The sequence below is a fragment of the Actinophytocola oryzae genome, assembly GCF_004364325.1.
Lineage (GTDB): Bacteria > Actinomycetota > Actinomycetes > Mycobacteriales > Pseudonocardiaceae > Actinophytocola > Actinophytocola oryzae.
Map to the genome: position 1 here is coordinate 60,371 of NZ_SOCP01000019.1, position 16,125 is coordinate 76,495.

The 16,125-nt window shown below is 68.6% G+C and carries 16 protein-coding genes; 14 read left to right on the forward strand and 2 right to left on the reverse strand.

Translation table 11 applies throughout. The features are described 5' to 3' along the window. The first annotated feature begins 7 nt into the window (after positions 1 to 7). The 7 genes from CLV71_RS36860 to CLV71_RS36890 are packed head-to-tail and all read left to right on the forward strand — an operon-like array spanning position 8 to position 6,558. Positions 8 to 1,327 (forward strand): ABC transporter substrate-binding protein, encoded by a 1,320-nt coding sequence (locus tag CLV71_RS36860; RefSeq protein WP_133907544.1) that lies wholly within the window; start codon positions 8 to 10, stop codon positions 1,325 to 1,327. A 1-nt stretch (position 1,328) separates the two neighbouring features. Next, positions 1,329 to 2,312, forward strand: a complete 984-nt coding sequence (locus CLV71_RS36865) for a carbohydrate ABC transporter permease (protein ID WP_133907545.1) — start codon at positions 1,329 to 1,331, stop codon at positions 2,310 to 2,312. Then, entirely contained in the window at positions 2,309 to 3,169 is an 861-nt protein-coding gene (locus tag CLV71_RS36870) for a carbohydrate ABC transporter permease (RefSeq protein WP_243867104.1), read from the forward strand. The genes CLV71_RS36865 and CLV71_RS36870 overlap by 4 nt, the downstream gene beginning before the upstream one ends. 24 nt (positions 3,170 to 3,193) lie before the next feature. Further along, positions 3,194 to 4,444, forward strand: a complete 1,251-nt coding sequence (locus CLV71_RS36875; protein WP_133907546.1) for a family 4 glycosyl hydrolase — start codon at positions 3,194 to 3,196, stop codon at positions 4,442 to 4,444. Continuing rightward, the gene (locus CLV71_RS36880) at positions 4,441 to 5,424 is read left to right on the forward strand and encodes an N-acetylglucosamine kinase (protein WP_208297940.1); all 984 of its coding nucleotides are present in this window, start codon (positions 4,441 to 4,443) and stop codon (positions 5,422 to 5,424) included. Before CLV71_RS36875 ends, CLV71_RS36880 begins: the two co-directional genes overlap by 4 nt. Continuing rightward, on the forward strand, positions 5,408 to 5,845 hold the full coding sequence (locus CLV71_RS36885) for a nitroreductase family deazaflavin-dependent oxidoreductase (protein WP_133907547.1): 438 nt from the start codon (positions 5,408 to 5,410) through the stop codon (positions 5,843 to 5,845). Before CLV71_RS36880 ends, CLV71_RS36885 begins: the two co-directional genes overlap by 17 nt. Positions 5,846 to 5,901: 56 nt before the next feature. After that, the gene (locus CLV71_RS36890) at positions 5,902 to 6,558 is read left to right on the forward strand and encodes an O-methyltransferase (RefSeq protein ID WP_133907548.1); all 657 of its coding nucleotides are present in this window, start codon (positions 5,902 to 5,904) and stop codon (positions 6,556 to 6,558) included. 9 nt (positions 6,559 to 6,567) lie between these two features. On the opposite strand, the gene CLV71_RS36895 is transcribed toward CLV71_RS36890, so the two are convergent. Further along, complete coding sequence (locus CLV71_RS36895; RefSeq protein WP_133907549.1) at positions 6,568 to 7,215, reverse strand: ScbR family autoregulator-binding transcription factor; 648 nt, start codon at positions 7,213 to 7,215, stop codon at positions 6,568 to 6,570. A gap of 172 nt (positions 7,216 to 7,387) precedes the next feature. Here CLV71_RS36895 and CLV71_RS36900 point away from each other — a divergent pair, with 172 nt between their 5' ends. Together CLV71_RS36900 and CLV71_RS36905 are read left to right on the forward strand one after the other, a co-directional pair. Continuing rightward, on the forward strand, positions 7,388 to 7,876 hold the full coding sequence (locus tag CLV71_RS36900) for a MaoC family dehydratase (RefSeq protein ID WP_133907550.1): 489 nt from the start codon (positions 7,388 to 7,390) through the stop codon (positions 7,874 to 7,876). Beyond that, positions 7,855 to 8,646: a diacylglycerol/lipid kinase family protein gene (locus CLV71_RS36905; protein ID WP_133907551.1), complete on the forward strand. Its 792-nt coding sequence runs from the start codon at positions 7,855 to 7,857 to the stop codon at positions 8,644 to 8,646. The genes CLV71_RS36900 and CLV71_RS36905 overlap by 22 nt, the downstream gene beginning before the upstream one ends. 5 nt (positions 8,647 to 8,651) lie before the next feature. Here the strand turns inward: CLV71_RS36905 and CLV71_RS36910 are convergent, their stop codons facing one another. Beyond that, positions 8,652 to 9,617 (reverse strand): helix-turn-helix domain-containing protein, encoded by a 966-nt coding sequence (locus tag CLV71_RS36910; protein ID WP_133907552.1) that lies wholly within the window; start codon positions 9,615 to 9,617, stop codon positions 8,652 to 8,654. Between the two features lie 86 nt (positions 9,618 to 9,703). Between CLV71_RS36910 and CLV71_RS48135 the strand changes: the two genes are divergently transcribed. The 5 genes from CLV71_RS48135 to CLV71_RS36930 all read left to right on the forward strand — a co-directional run bounded on the left by CLV71_RS48135 (position 9,704) and on the right by CLV71_RS36930 (position 16,034). Next, positions 9,704 to 9,862: a hypothetical protein gene (locus CLV71_RS48135; protein WP_166664411.1), complete on the forward strand. Its 159-nt coding sequence runs from the start codon at positions 9,704 to 9,706 to the stop codon at positions 9,860 to 9,862. Positions 9,863 to 9,961: 99 nt separating this feature from the next. Continuing rightward, a complete protein-coding gene (locus CLV71_RS36915; RefSeq protein ID WP_133907553.1) occupies positions 9,962 to 10,828 on the forward strand; it encodes an SDR family oxidoreductase in 867 nt (288 codons plus the stop codon). After that, complete coding sequence (locus CLV71_RS36920; protein WP_133907554.1) at positions 10,825 to 12,369, forward strand: succinic semialdehyde dehydrogenase; 1,545 nt, start codon at positions 10,825 to 10,827, stop codon at positions 12,367 to 12,369. Before CLV71_RS36915 ends, CLV71_RS36920 begins: the two co-directional genes overlap by 4 nt. Positions 12,370 to 13,173: 804 nt before the next feature. After that, positions 13,174 to 14,817 (forward strand): M14 family metallopeptidase, encoded by a 1,644-nt coding sequence (locus CLV71_RS36925; RefSeq protein ID WP_243867106.1) that lies wholly within the window; start codon positions 13,174 to 13,176, stop codon positions 14,815 to 14,817. Between the two features lie 71 nt (positions 14,818 to 14,888). Further along, entirely contained in the window at positions 14,889 to 16,034 is a 1,146-nt protein-coding gene (locus CLV71_RS36930; protein ID WP_243867108.1) for a trypsin-like serine protease, read from the forward strand. The last annotated feature ends 91 nt before the right edge of the window (positions 16,035 to 16,125 follow it).

The following is a 16,125-nucleotide window of genomic DNA, read 5'->3' on the forward strand; positions in this document are numbered from 1 at the left end:
GGCATCGATGTTCCGCCGCCGAACCCTGCTCGCACTGTCCGCCGCCACCGCCCTGCTGGCCGCCTGCACCCCCGGCACGAACGCCAACGACGAGATCGCGCCTGCCGGTCAGGAGGCCAAGGGCACCGTCGAGTTCTGGCACTTCTTCACCGACCGCGAGTCCGACGCCATCGACGCGGCCATCGCGAAGTTCGAGAAGCTGCACCCGGACATCGACGTGAAGGTCACCTCCGGGCAGGACGACGCGAAGATGCTGCAGGCCATCTCGTCCGGCAAGGGCCCGGACGTCGGACTGTCCTACTCGACGGACATCGTCGGGAAGTTCTGCTCCGGAGGCGCGTGGCGCGACCTCACCCCGTTCATCGACCGCGACAAGGTCGACCTCGAGCAGTTCCCACAGACGGTGCGCGGGTACACGTCCTATCACGACCGCCGCTGCGCGATGCCGTTCCTCGCCGACGTCTACGGCCTGTACTACAACAAGACCCTGCTGGCGCAGGCCGGTTACACCGCGCCGCCGAAGACCATGACCGAGCTTGCCGACATGGCGAAGAAACTCACGAAGCGGGCGCCGGACGGCACCATCGAGGTCGCGGGTTTCGTGCCACTGCTGAACTTCTACGAGCACACGCCCCAACACCTCGCGCCGCTGTGGGACGCGAAGTGGCTGAGCGGGGACGAGAAGTCGGTCATCGGGACGGACCCGAACTGGCAACCGATGCTCAAGTGGCACAAGGACCTCGTCGACTGGTACGGCTACGACAGGCTGCAGCAGTTCACCGCGGGCCTCGGCGACGAGTGGAACGCGGACAACGCCTTCCAGGCGGGCAAGATCGCGATGGCCGTCGACGGCGAGTACCGCGTCGCGTTCGTGGAGGACCAGGCACCGAACCTCGACTTCGGCACCGCTGCGCTGCCCGTGGCCGACAAGCAGGCCGACCGCTACGGCGCGGGTTTCGTCACCGGCAACATCATGGGCATCTCGGCCAACTCCAAGAACCCGGAGGCATCCTGGGAACTGGTCAAGTACCTGACGACCGACACGGACGCGATCGTGGGTCTCGCGAACTCGATCAAGAACGTGCCGACCACGAAGGACGCCCTCGCCTCTCCGGCACTCGAGGCCGACGAGCGGTTCAGGCCGTTCCTGGACATCTTCGCCAACCCCGGTACCTCGACCACGCCGCCGAACGCGTCCGGCCCGAAGTACGTGGAGATGACGCAGGAGTTCGTCAACACGTACCTGTCCGGCGCGACTCCGGACCTGGCCGGTGGCCTGAAGGACCTCGACGGGAAGATCGACCAGGCACTGGACCTCGGGCGCTAGCATGACCGCCGTCCTCACCCGTCCATCCACAGTGGACGCACGACCGGCGCGACGGCGGGTGCCGCGCCGGTGGCGGCACCGGCTGACGGTGCTGAGCTTCATGGCACCCGCGCTCGTGGGCATCGCGGTGTTCTTCGTCTACCCGCTGTTCGCCGCGATCTACTTCTCCTTCACCAGGTTCGACCTGCTGACCGTGCCGCAGTGGGTGGGGTTCAGGAACTACGTGTACCTGTTCGCGCACGACACGCTCGCCCACGAGGCGGCGTGGAACACACTGTGGTTCGTGCTGATCCTGGTGCCCGCGCGGATGGTCGGGGCGCTGCTCACGGCCATGCTGCTGACGTCGCTCAAGCGCGGCGGCGGGTTCTTCCGGACGGTGTTCTACCTGCCGGCGCTCGCACCTCCCGTGGCGGCGACGATCGCCTTCGTGTTCCTGTTCAACCCGGCGACCGGACCGGTGAACGGGGTGCTGAGCTGGTTCGGCGTCGACGGTCCGCTGTGGTTCGACTCGCCGGAGTGGGCCAAGCCGTCGCTGGTGCTGCTCGGCACCTGGGCCGTCGGCGACCTCATGGTGATCTTCCTGGCCGCCCTGCTCGACGTGCCGAAACCTCTGTACGAGGCGGCTTCGCTCGACGGGGCGAGCGCGTGGCAGCGGTTCCGGTTCGTGACGCTGCCGTCGCTGTCACCGGTGCTGCTGTTCGCGGCGGTGACCGGGGTGATCCAGACACTGCAGTACTTCACGCAGGCGGCGGTCGCCGCGAGTGTCGCGAGTGGCACGGCCACGACCGGCGGCGGCATCTCCTCGACGTTCGGCTATCCGGAGCAGTCCACGCTCACCTACCCGCTGCACCTGTACGTCGAGGGCTTCCGGTACTACGACATGGGTTACGCGAACGCGTTGGCGGTCATGCTGTTCGTGGTCGCGTTCGCGGTCACCCTGTTGCTGCTGCGACGTTTCCGGGCGTTCGCGGGAGGTGGGCGGTGACCGCGGTGACGGCGCGGAGGCGCAGTGGGACGGCGGTGCGTGAGTCGCTGCTGATCGCGGTGGCACGCAACAGCATCGCGATCGCGGTGGCGGTGTTGTTCGTGTTGCCGTTCGTGTTCGTGATCCTGATGTCGTTCATGACGAGCGACCAGGCGCTGACGTCGAACCTGTGGCCGACGACGTGGCACCCGGAGAACTTCCTGGACATCTTCAGGAAGTTCCCGATGTTCGACTACCTCGTCAACACGGTCGTCTACGTCGCGCTCGCCACCGGGTTCATGCTGCTGTCGAGCGTGCCCGCCGCGTACGCGCTGGCGAAGCTGCGGTGGCGCGGCGAGAACGCGGTGTTCATCGTGATCATCTGCATGATGATGCTGCCGCCGCAGGTGGTCACCGTGCCGCTGTACCTGATGTGGTCGAACGCGGGACTGACCGGCACGCTCTGGCCGCTGATCCTGCCGATGCTCGCCGGTGACGCGTTCAGCATCTTCCTGTTGCGCCAGTTCCTGCTCACGATCCCGGACGCCGTCGTGGACGCCGCACGCATCGACGGCTGCGGCGAGTGGCAGGTGCTGCTGCGGGTCGTGGTGCCGATGGCGAGGCCGGGCATCGCGGCGACGGCCATCTTCCAGTTCTTCTACGCGTGGAACGACTACTACGGGCCGCTGCTCTACACGAGTGAGAACCAGTCGAACTGGACGCTGTCGATCGCGCTGTCGCAGTTCAAGCAGCTGCACCACGTGGAGTGGAACCTGGTGATGGCCGCGACGCTGATCGTGATGGTGCCGGTGGTCATCGTGTTCTTCCTCGCACAGAAGGCGTTCGTGCAGGGCGTGACGTTGACGGGGGTCAAGTGAACGGCCCGAGCGAGAGGACACAGCATGAAGGTCGCGGTCGTCGGTGGTGGCTCGACCTACACTCCCGAGCTGGTCGACGGGTTCGCCCGGTTGCCGTTCGCCGTGGACGAGGTGGTGCTGATCGACCCGGCGGTGTCGCGGTTGGGCGTCGTCGGTGAGTTCGGGAGGCGGATCGTCGCCCGCTACGGCAGTGCGGTGCGGCTGACCTGGACCGACGACCTCGACGCCGGGCTCACCGACGCCGACGTGGTGCTTCTCCAGCTGCGGGTCGGTGGGCAGGAGACGCGGATCAGCGACGAGACGTTCCCGCTCGAGTGCGGGTGCGTCGGGCAGGAGACCACCGGCGCCGGCGGGCTGGCGAAGGCACTGCGCACGGTGCCGGTCGTGCTCGACATCGCCCGTGCGGCCAGGCGGCGGGCCGCGCCGGACGCCTGGGTGATCGCGTTCACCAACCCCGTCGGCATCGTGACCCGCGCACTGCTCGACGACGGGCACCGCGCGCTGGGGCTGTGCAACGTCGCGATCGGCGTCCAGCGGTCGCTCGCCGGGCTGCTGGACGTCACGCCCGACGCCGTGACGCTCGACCACGTCGGCCTGAACCACCTGACCTGGGCGCGGGCGGCCACGGTGAACGGCGTGGACCGGCTGCCGGAGCTGATCGCGAAGCACGGTGACGACCTGGCCGAGCCCCTGGGCCTGCCTGCCGAGTTGCTGCGGCTGTCCGGCACCCTGCCGTCGTACTACCTGCGGTACTTCTACGCCCACGACAGCGTCGTCGCCGAGGAGCGCACGTCGAAGCCGCGTGGCGCCCGGGTCGCGGAGATCGAGCGCGAACTCCTCGACCTGTACCGGGATCCCGCGCTCGACGAGAAGCCGGAGCTGCTGACGCAGCGAGGCGGCGCGTACTACTCGGAGGCCGCGATCGGGCTGCTGGCGTCACTGCACGGCTCGCCGGGCAGGCACGCGGTGAACGTGCGCAACGACGGCACGCTGCCGAACCTGCCGTCGGACGCGGTGGTCGAGGTCATGTGCGACGTGTCCGCCGGTGGTGCCGTGCCGGTGCCGACCACGCCGCTCGCACCGGACCACGCCGGACTGGTGTCGCATGTGTCCGCCTACGAGGAACTGGCGGTCGACGCGGCGCTGCGGGGTGGTGCGGACCGGGTCTTCCGCGCACTGCTGGCGCATCCCCTCGTGGGGCAGGCGGACCAGGCGCGGGGGCTGACCGACCGCCTGCTGGCCGCGAACAGCGAGTTCCTGGCGTGGGCGAGATGAGCCTGCTGCTCGCCGTCGACGGCGGCAACTCCAAGACCGACGTCCTCGTGTGCGACGACACCGGTGCCGTGCTCGGTCACGCACGCGGGCTCGGCACCAACCACCAGACCTACGGGCTGACGGAGTCCATGCGACGCCTCGACGGGCTGGTCGCGAGCGCCCGCGCGGCCGCGGGCCTGTCCGACGCGGACCGCGTGGCGCTGGCCTCTGTGTACCTGGCGGGCGCCGACCTGCCGGTGGAGCTGACCATGCTGGCCGACGCGGTGACGAAGGCGGGCTGGGCCGACAAGTCCGTCGTGGACAACGACACGCTGGCGTTGCTGCGCGCGGGCACGGAGTCCCCCGACGCGGTCGCGGTGGTGTGCGGCGCGGGCATCAACTGCGTGGGCCGGGCAGCGGACGGCCGCACGGTCCGGTTTCCCGCGCTCGGCACGATCACGGGCGACTGGGGCGGCGGCGACGAGCTGGGGCTGGCCGCGCTGTGGCACGCGTCGCGCGCCGAGGACGGCCGGGGGCCCGCGACGGCGTTGGCGGCGGCCATCGCGGGGTTCTTCGGTCTGGACAGCGCCGCGGACGTGGCGGCGGCCGCCCACCTGGACCCGACGGCCGCCGAACGGCTCGGGACGCTGACCCCGCTGCTGTTCGAGGTGGCCGCGGCGGGTGACGAGGTAGCCCGTTCGATCGTCACCCGGCAGGGCGAGGAGGTGGCGCTGATGGCCATCGCCGCCCTGCGCAGGCTGGACCTCGTGACGCGACCGTCGACCGTCGTGCTGGGCGGTGGTGTGCTGCGCAGCCGCGACCCCCTGTTGTACGAGGTCATCGACGCGCGGCTGGGGGTGGACGCGCCGCTCGCGGAGATCACGGTGGTGACGGATCCGCCGGTCGTCGGCTCCGCCCTGCTGGGACTGGCGTCGCTCGGCGCGACACCGGGCGCGGAGGAACGCCTGCGTGTTTACTGGAGACATGTCTCTGCAAGGTGAGTACGAGCCCAGCCCGTCCGACCGGGCTCGTCAACAGGTGGAAGAGTACGAGAGCTCCGGCGGCACCAAGGGCACGACGCTCAACGGTCGGCCGGTGATCATCCTGACCACGCTGGGCGCGAAGTCGGGCAAGATCCGCAAAACGCCCCTGATGCGCGTTGCGGACGGTGACGAGTACGCCGTCGTCGCCTCACTCGGCGGTGCGCCGAAGCACCCCGTCTGGTACTACAACGTGAAGTCCAACCCCGAGGTCGAGCTGCAGGACGGCCCGTCCAAACAGGACATGGTGGCCCGCGAGGTGACCGGCGAGGAGAAGGCCAGGTGGTGGGACACCGCCGTCGCGGCGTTCCCCCCGTACGCCGACTACCAGGAGAAGACCGACCGCGAGATCCCGCTTTTCGTTCTGTCGCCCAAGAAGTGACCTGGTTGGCTCCCCGGCGGCTGCCGGGGAGCCGCACGACCGGGGATAATGATCTCATGACACAAAACGTGTGGTCCGAGGTCGACGACTACATCTCCGGCCTCCTGGTCGGCCAGGACGAGGCGCTCGACGGCGCGCTCCGGCGCAGCGACGAGGCGGGTCTGCCGGAGATCAACGTCGCGCCCAACCAGGGCAAACTGCTCAACCTCCTCGCACGCGTCCACGGTGCGCGGCGGATCCTCGAGTTCGGCACGCTCGCCGGCTACAGCACCATCTGGCTCGCCCGCGCGCTGCCGGCGGACGGCGAGCTGATCACCCTCGAGGCCGACCCGCACCACGCCGAGGTGGCCAGGGCCAACATCGCCGCCGCGGGGCTCGCGGACCGCGTCGAGGTGAAGGTCGGCAAGGCACTCGACACCCTGCCCGACATCGACGGCGTGTTCGACCTGTTCTTCGTCGACGCGGACAAGGTCAACAACCCGACGTACTTCCGGTGGGCGCTCGATCACTCCCGGCCGGGCAGCGTGATCATCGTCGACAACGTCATCCGGGAAGGGCGCGTGATCGAGGCCGACAGCACCGACCCGTCGGTCCTCGGCACCCGGGAGCTCGGCTCGGTGATCGCGGGCGAGCCGCGGGTCTCGGCCACGATGGTGCAGACCGTGGGCAGCAAGGGTTACGACGGGTTCGCGCTGGTACTCGTCGAGCGGTGAGGACGTCCCTCACCCGTCCGGTGGTGTGCGCCCGTGCCGTGAGCCCGCGGGCCGCAGCCGGCGTCCGAGCCCCGGCGTCGCGAGGCCGGGTAACACCACGGCCCACACCCCGGTCAGGCTCTCGGCCATGCTCCCGCGCCGGAGCTGGGCCGCCCACAACATCTCCAGCCCGGCCGAGACGGCGAGGACCACCGTCAGCGCGTGCTCGACGTCGATGCCGCGCGCGAGCTCGCCACGCTGTCTCGCGTTGTGCAGCAACGACTCCACCGCCGCCTGCCAGTCAATGTAGAAGTCGAGGAACGGCTTGCCGAGGTGGCCGCACTCGCGCGCGGTGCGGAACGAGGCCCGCACGTGCGGCTCCTCGGCCAGCCAGCCGGCCAGCTCGTGTGACAGGTCGACCACGGACTGCAACGCGGGCAGCCGGGACGTCGTCGCGGCCTGCAGCGCGCCACGCAGCATCGCGCACGCCTCGGCCTGGATCGCGCCGCCCAGCTCGTCCTTGGACGAGAAGTGGAAGTAGAACGCGCCCTTCGTCACCCCGGCGGCCCGGGACACCTCCGCCAGCGTGGTGCCGAAGAACCCGTTGCGCTCGAACAACACCGCCGCGGACCGCACCAGGTGCGACCGCGTGTGCTCCGATCTCGACTGTTTCGTCACATCGTCCCCAGACCGACCAACACCATCTGTTTCCTACCACGGCTCGACCGAACCTTCGAGGTGCCCGGCGTAACGTTCGAGATTACTGCGACGCGTACGGAATTCCGTACCACGAGGTGTCGGCGCCACTCCTGGCGTGCCACCTCGGCGAGGTGAGCAAGGCGGCACTGTCATGAGGACTTTCTCCACTCCGGGTGAGCTGGTCGGCGCCGCGGGCGCGAGGCTCGGCAGGTCGGCGTACCAGCCGGTGCTCCAGCACGACGTCGACGTGTTCGCCGCGCTGACCGGCGACCACCAGTGGATCCACACCGACCCCGCGCGAGCCAGGTCGGGACCGTTCGGCGGCCCTGTCGTGCACGGCCTGTACCTGCTGTCCCTCGTGCCGCCGATGCTGGCCGAGCTGTACACAGTGGACGGTGCGTCCGTGGTGCTGAACAAGGGCTTCGACCACGTGCGGTTCTCCTCGCCGGTGGCGGTCGGCTCCCGTATCAGGGTGTCGGCGGAGGTCCGGTCGGCGGCGCCCCGTCCCCGCGGCTTCACCGAGGCGGTGATCGCGATCGCGGTCGAGGTGGCCGGCCAGGAGTGGCCGGTGTGCACGGCCGACCTCCGCCTGCTGTACCAGGAGGAGGTGGCGGAGGGATGGGTACCGGTCGCGTCCTGATCGTCGCCAACCCGCACGCGGGCACGGTCACGCCTGCGCTGGTGTGGGAGGTGGTCAGGCTGTGCCGCCGCGAGGGGCGGCAGGTGTCGGTCCGCTGGACCACCGGCCCCGGCGAGGCGACCAGGATCGCCAGGAAGGCCGCGGAGTCGGTGCCGACGCTCGCCGAGCGGGCGCTCGCGCTGCCGACGCTCGTGCCGGCGCCGCAACAGGAACGAAGCTTGGTCGTCGCGGCCGTCGGCGGCGACGGGACCGTCCGGGAGGTGGCCGCCGGGCTCGCGTCCGCGTGGCGGGGTGCTTCGCAGGCACCGCTGCTGGTCGTGCCTGCCGGTACCGCGAACTCCTGCTACCACAGGCTTTTCGGCACCGCGCCGTGGCAGTCCACCCTGTCCTCGGTGCTGCGCGAGCCGGAGATCCGCCTGCTCGACCTGGCCCGCGTGGCCGGGCGGCTCGCATTCGCCGCCCGCGCCTTCCAGGAGTCCCAGCCCTGTCCCGGACGTGTCACCGTCGACGGCCGCGTTATCCACAGTGGACTGACGCGGCTGGTCGACGTGACCGGCGGACGGGACGGTCTGCTCGGCGTCAGCGTCCTCGACGGCGAGCACGGAACCGTGCACGGACGCCGGGTCACGGTCGAACGCACCGACGACGGCCCGCTGTGGTTCGAGCACGACGGCGAGGTCCTGCCGCCTGGCCCCGCCGAGTACACGGTGGACGTCGTACCTGCCGCGGTCCCGGTGCTCACCACGCCTTCGCTCGCGGTCGCGGCATAGGACGCTCAGACGGGAGCCTCGCGCGTGGCGCCGAACGTGCGTCGGTAGTCCTTCGGGGACACGCCCACGATCTTGTTGAAGTGGTGGCGCAGCAGGGCCGCCGAGCCGAACCCGCTCTCCTCGGCGACCTCGTCGACGGTCAGCCGGGTGTCCTCGAGCAGCTGTCGCGCGTGCAGCACCCGCTGCATGGTCAGCCACTTGTTGGGGGTCGTACCGGTCTCGGCCACGAACCGGCGGGCGAACGTGCGCTCGGACATGTTCGCCCGGCTGGCGAGGTCGGCGACCGTGTGCTCGGTCCTCAGGTTGTCGAGCACCCAGGACAGCAGCGGCGTGAGGCTGTCGGCCGTGCACTCGGGGATCGGCAGCTCGACGTACTGGCGCTGACCGCCGTCGCGCTGGGGCGGCACGACCATGCGCCGCGCGATGGCGTTGGCCGCCGCGGAGCCCAGCTCGCGGCGGACGAGGTGCAGGCACGCGTCGATGCCCGCCGCCGTGCCCGCGCTGGTGATGATGTCGCCGTCGTCCACGAACAGGACGTCCGGGTCGAGCAGGACCGACGGGAAGCGCTCGAGGATCTCCTTGCTGTAACGCCAGTGGGTGGTGCAGTGCCTGCCCTCGAGCAGTCCCGCCGCGCCGAGGATGAAGGCGCCGCTGCACACCGACAGCAGCGTCGATCCCTGGTCGTGGGCCTTGCGCAACGCTTCGAGCACCGCCTCCGGGTACTCGTCGCGGATGAGGGCAGCGGGCACGGCCACGAGGTCCGCGCCCTCGACCGCGTCGAGGCCCAGTTCTGGCACGAGCATGGCGCCCACGCTGGTCCGGATCGGCTCACCCGCCCGCTCGCCGCACACGCGGAACTCGATCGGTGGCACGCCCTCCTCGGTGCGGTCGATCCCGAAGACCTCACAGAGGACACCGAACTCGAAGGGCGCGGTTTGGTCGATCACGATCGCGGCGACGGTCCTGAGCATGCCCCGAGACTACGTGGCAGGATTTTGTGGCACAAGGTCTGTTCTGCCACTGTTGGCAGCAACGCGACGTGCGCAAAATTAGTGCCATGGAACTTCTCATCACCGCCCTCATCGTCGGATTCGTCGTCTACGGCCTGGAGCGCAACAACGCCAGGCAGGTCACCCATCCTCATCTGGCAGGAAGCACGGACGTGCGGGACCGTGACCAGGAACGCCTCTCGACGGAGCTGCTGGGTCGCGCGTGAACGGCGGACCGGACCCGTAGAACTGCCCGTTGACCGGGACATGCACGGCTGGGATGCTCAAGGAAACATTCCAGCCGGATTGTATGTACGGGAGTCGTCATGGCACGACAGGCTCGGTCCCTGGTCGGCAAGGTTGTGGTCATCACCGGTGGCGCACGGGGAATCGGCGCCGCCACCGCGTCGGCGGTGGCAAGACTCGGGGCCTCGGTCGCCATCGGCGACCTGGACCTCGACCTGGCCAAGGGCACCGCGGACGAGATCGACGGCGACACGCTGGCCCTGCCGCTGGACGTCACCGACCACGCCAGGTTCACCCAGTTCCTCGACGAGGTCGAGAAGCAGCTCGGCCCCATCGACGTGCTCGTCAACAACGCCGGGATCATGCGACTCGGCCCGTTCGAGGACGAGGACGACCGCTCGACCGCCCAGCAGCTGGCCATCAACCTGCACGCCGTCATCCACGGCACACGCGAGGCCGTGAAGCGCATGCGGCCGCGCGGGACCGGGCACATCGTCAACATCGCCTCGGCGGCGGGTAAGGCGGGCTTCCCCGGTGGGGCGACCTACTGCGCGACCAAGCACGGGGTCGTCGGGCTCTCCGAGGCGGTGCGCGTCGAGCTGCGCGGGTCCGGGGTCGAGATGTCGGTGGTCATGCCCGCGGTCGTACGCACGGAGCTGGCCGTCGGGCTGACCGAGTCGCGGTTCATCAAGCCGGTCGAGCCGTCGGAGGTCGCGGACGCGATCGTGGCCGCCCTGCGGTACCCCAGGTTCGAGGTGTTCGTGCCGCGTTCGCTCGACGCGACGTTCCGGATCACCAGGATGCTGCCGAGGCGAGCCGCGGAGTGGGTGGCGCGTACTTTCAAGAGCGACCAGGTGCTGTTCGGCGCATCGCCGGAGGCACGCGAGGAGTACGAGGCCCGTGCCGCCGCGAGCGCGCCGGGTGCCGAGCGGGAGAGCACCGGATGAGTCCGCTGACGGATGGTTTGCTGAGCACGCTCGCGGCTCGTGTCTGTTCGTCCACTTCGGACACGTACACGACGGTGGAGGTGTTCACCGGCGGACCGCTGGCGACGCTGCCCGAGTCGTCGGTGGCTGATGTGCACACGGCGTACGAGCGGGTTGGTCGTGCGCAGCGGGTGTGGGCCGCGCTGCCGTTGGACGATCGGCTCGCCGTGTTCCACCGGTTTCACAAGCTGCTGCTTCGTGAGCGCGAGACGATGGCGGACCTGCTGCAGGCGGAGACCGGGAAGGCTCGGCGGGATGCCTTCGAGGAGCTGAGCGAGCCCGCCCTGGTGACCAGCTACTACCTGCGTTCCGCTCGGCGGCTGCTGCGGCCTCGGAAGCGGGCGGGGCTCGTGCCCGGGGCGGTCGCGGTTCGCGAGTTGCGGCAGCCCAAGGGGGTTGTCGGGATCATCTCGCCTTGGAACTATCCGTTCGCGTTGTCGTTCGGTGATCTTGTTCCGGCGTTGGTCGCGGGGAACGGGGTGGTGTTGAAGCCGGACAGTCAGACCGCGTTGAGTCCGCTCTTCGGGGCTGAGCTGTTGTATCGGGCGGGTCTGCCCGTTGATTTGTTGGCCGTCGTGTTGGGGGACGGGCCGGGGGTTGGTGGGGCGATTGTCGACACGTGTGACTACATCGGGTTCACGGGGTCGTCTCGTACTGGTGCGTTGATCGCGGCGCAGGCGGGGGCTCGGTTGGTTGGGTGTTCGCTCGAGCTTGGCGGTAAGAATCCGTTGATCGTGCTTGATGACGCGGACATCGCGGCTACTGCTCGGTCGGCGGTACGTGGGTGTTTTGCCAATGCCGGGCAGTTGTGCCTGTCGCTGGAGCGGGTTTATGTGCCTGAGGGGCTTTTTGATCGGTTTGCTGCCACGTTCGTGGATGAGGTTGAGCTTTTGCGGCAGGGGGCTGGGTACGGGTATGAGGTGGATGTCGGGTCGTTGAGTTCTCAGCGGGCTTTGAAGACTGTGTCGGAGCATGTGGATGATGCTCGGGCCAAGGGGGCTACCGTTCTTGTGGGGGGTCGACCTCGGCCTGATCTTGGGCCTTTCTTCTATGAGCCGACTGTGCTTACCGGGGTGACGCCGGAGATGTCGTGTTTCATGGATGAGACGTTCGGGCCGGTTGTTTCGCTTTATTCTTATTCTTCGGTTGATGATGCTGTTGCGTTGGCCAATGATACTGCTTTTGGGTTGAATGCCAGTGTTTATGGGCGGGATGTGGTGCGGGCTGGGGCTGTGGCTGCTCGTCTTCGAGTTGGGTCAGCCAATGTGAATGATGGGTATGCTTCGGCTTTTGGGAGTACCGATGCGCCTATGGGCGGGATGGGGGCTTCTGGGCTTGGGCGGCGGCATGGGGCGGAGGGGTTGTTGCGGTATACCGAGGTTCAGGCTGTGGCTGTCAAGCGGGTGGAGATGTTGAATCCGCCTCGGTGGGTGCCTTATCGGGTGTTCTCGAAGTCGATGGCTGCGACGCTTCGGGTGATGAAGGCGTTGCGGCTTCGTTGATCGGTCGCTTGTCGCCTGTCGTCGGCCTGTTGCTTGTCGGTTCTCGTGGCCGTCGGCTTCTCGTTGAGTGTCGGTGCTTGCCGTTACGCTGGAGTTTGGGGGGCCGGCGGCCGTGGTCGATCTTGCGCGTCCGAGTTTTCGCTGGTCAGTGACCCTTTGCGGGTTGACTGGTTGACCCGTTGCCCACGTTGTTCGGTGGTTGCGGCGGGGACTTTACGGACGGCGACTCACACCTCAAGGGCGCCTTCGGCGTCGGCTCCGCCACCCTTGACCTGCGAGTCTCCGCCGCCCTGGGCAGCCACCTCCGGGGGCAGGCTGGCGCCTGCCTGCCCCGCCCCCCACAACCACCGAACCCGATCACTGGACTCCAGCCATTCACCACCCCACAGGATTGAGTCGACCAAACCCCTCTCCACACGCCAACCCCCACCGGCTCCCCCCGCCCCACCGGGCCTCCGTACCGAAGGACGCCTTCCTAACGGTGGGCGTTACGAAGGCGTCCTTCGTAACGCTGGGCGTTAGGAAGGCGTCCTTCGTTGCAGTAGGTGCACCGAAGGCGTCCTTCGGTGCGGTGGGGCCCGGCGTTCCTTGGGGGTGGGGGCACCCTTGTGAACTGGGCATTTCGGGCATGGCTTTCTGTGAACGTGGGAAGAAGTAGCGGCCAGTCGGCCTCTTGTGAAGTGGACCTTCTGCGGGGAACTATCAGCTATCGGGCGGAAACGGACCGTGAGGGTGGTCTGCCGTCCCCACAACTGAACATCAACCTCCAGCGCCGGGCTGCCGGCGTCCCCTGCAGGAGGAAGAGTGAGACAGACACGCCCGTCCATCGTGGTTGCGGCGCTTGCTGCCGTGGCCCTCGTCCTGTCGTTGAACGGTTCCGCGGTGTCCGACCCGCAAGGGCGTGCTTCCGCCGAATACCTTGTCACCGGGGTCAAGACCAGCGCGGACCGCAACGCGGTGGCGGCTACCGGGGCAGCGGTCAACTCCTTCGAGCACGGCATTCTCTACGTCACGGCCACCCCGGACGAGATCGGCGCGATCCAGCGGCTGGGGCTTCGGACCGAGCGCGAGGAGGGCATGCCGCAGGCCAGTGACGCCACGCCGCTCGACTTCCCCAGCGCCGACTCGAACTACCACAACTACGCCGAGATGACCGCCGAGATCAACCAGGCCGTCGCGGATCATCCGAACATCCTGAGCAAGACCTCCATCGGCACCTCCTACGAGGGTCGGCAGATGGTCGCCCTCAAGATCTCCGACAACGTCGGGACCGACGAGGACGAGCCCGAGGTCCTGTTCACGGCTCACCAGCACGCGCGTGAGCACCTCACCATCGAGATGGCGCTCTACCTGCTCGCCCAGCTGACCGACCTCTACGGCACCGACAGCCACATCACCAACCTGGTCAACAGCCGCGAGATCTGGATCGTCCCCGACCTCAACCCCGACGGCGGTGAGTGGGACATCCGCACCGGGTCCTACGCGGCCTGGCGCAAGAACCGGCAGCCCAACTCGGGTAGCTCCAACGTCGGCACCGACCTCAACCGCAACTGGCCCTACAAGTGGGGTTGCTGCGGCGGCTCGTCCGGCAGCACCTCCAGTGAGACCTACCGCGGCCCCTCTGCGGCCAGCTCGCCCGAGGTCACGAACGTCATCAACTTCGTCAACTCGCGTCGGATCGGTGGCACGCAGCAGATCAAGACCAACATCGACTTCCACACGTTCAGCGAGCTCGTGCTGTGGCCCCTCGGCTACACCAACGCGAACACCGGGCCGGACATGACCCAGCAGCAGTACAACACTTTCGCGACGCTCGGTCAGCAGATGGCGGCCACCAACAACTACACGCCCGAGCAGGCCTCCGACCTCTACATCACCGACGGCTCGATCGACGACTGGCTGTGGGCGACCCAGGGCGTCTATTCCTACACGTTCGAGATGTACCCGTCGAGTGGCGGCACCAGCAGCTTCTACCCGCCCGACGAGGTGATCAGCCGTGAGGTCTCCCGCAACCGGGCGGCCGTCCTGCTGCTGGACTACTCGGACTGCCCGGCCCGCGTCATCGGCCTGACCTGTGACGGGTCCGAGCCGCCGCCTGCCGGGCCGACGTTCGAGAACACCGCCGACGTCAGCATTCCCGACGCGGGTGCCGCGGTGACCAGCTCGATCGTCGTCAGCGGGGTCACCGGCAACGCGCCGAACGACCTGCAGGTGTCGGTCGACATCAAGCACACCTTCCGGGGTGACCTCCAGGTCGACCTGCTCGCGCCGGACGGCACCGCCTACCGGCTGAAGAGCACGTCCACCAGCGACTCCGCCGACAACGTGATCGCCACCTACACGGTGAACGCGTCGAGCGAGGTCGCGAACGGCACGTGGCGGCTGTCGGTACGCGATCTCTACAGCGTCGACACCGGCTACATCGACTCCTGGAAGCTCACCTTCTAGTGACGTCCGGTCGCCGTCCTCCCCGGAGGACGGCGACCGGCTTTTTTGTGCCATTCGAGAAAGGGATGTGGATGACCTCTTGGAAAAAGCGGCTCGCGTTCACGCTCGTGAGCGTCGTGGCCGTTCTGGGGGCCGCGGCGGGGCAGGCGGTTGCTGCCCCGTCATCAGCGGACGACGTGCAACCGCAGGTCATCGGCGGGACGCCCGCCGCGCAGGGCGAGTTCCCGTGGATCGTTCGGCTGTCCATGGGCTGTGGCGGTTCGATGATCACCCAGCAGCTGGTGCTGACGGCGGCGCACTGCGTGCCCGCGACGGGACCCAACACCAGCATCACGGCCACACTGGGGGCCATCGACCTGCAGGACCCGAACCGGATCGTGGTCCGGTCCGACTACGTGCACCGGGCACCCGGCGCGGGCGGCCCGCCCGGTGACGACTGGGCGCTGATCCGGCTCGAACACCCGGTCGACGTCCCGACCGTGCCGATCGCCACCACACCGGACCTCGACTCCGGCACGTTCACCGTCGCCGGCTGGGGCGCGGCCACCGAGGGTGGCCCGCAGCAGCGGTTCCTGCTCAAGGCGCAGGTGCCGTTCATCGACGACGCGCAGTGCCAGAGCGCGGGCAGCGACTACCTCGACCTCGTGCCGGCCGAGGAGATCTGTGCGGGCAACTGGACCGCGGGCGGCGTGGACACCTGCCAGGGTGACTCCGGCGGCCCGCTGCTGAACAAGGACGCGAACGGCGAGTGGGTCCTGATCGGCACCACGAGCTGGGGCATCGGCTGCGCCCGCCCGCAGAACCCGGGCGTCTACATGCAGGCGAGCTACTTCCACGAGGCGATCCACGCGGCGGCGGCGTCGCTCGGACCGAGGTGCGCGCCCGCGGTCAACACGAACGCGACCGCCATCCCGGACGTCGGCGAGATCACCAGCGACCTCGCCGTGACCTGCGACGGCAACGCGTCGGGCCAGACCAGGGTGGAGGTCAACATCAACCACTCCTACCGGGGCGACCTGATCATCGACCTGATCGCGCCGGACGGCACGTCCTACCGGCTCAAGAACGCGAAGGGCGACGACGGCGCGGACGACATCAACGAGTCGTACACCGTCAACGCGTCGAGCGAGGTCGCGACCGGGACGTGGCACCTGCGGGTGCGTGACATGTTCCGGGGCGACACCGGTTCGCTGAAGAACTGGCGCCTGACCGTCTAGTCACGTCCGCTCCTCCAGAGGGCCACCCCCGGTCTGGCCGGAGGTGGCCCTCCGCGACGTGCACAGGCAAGATAACCGAGGTTACTGTGAG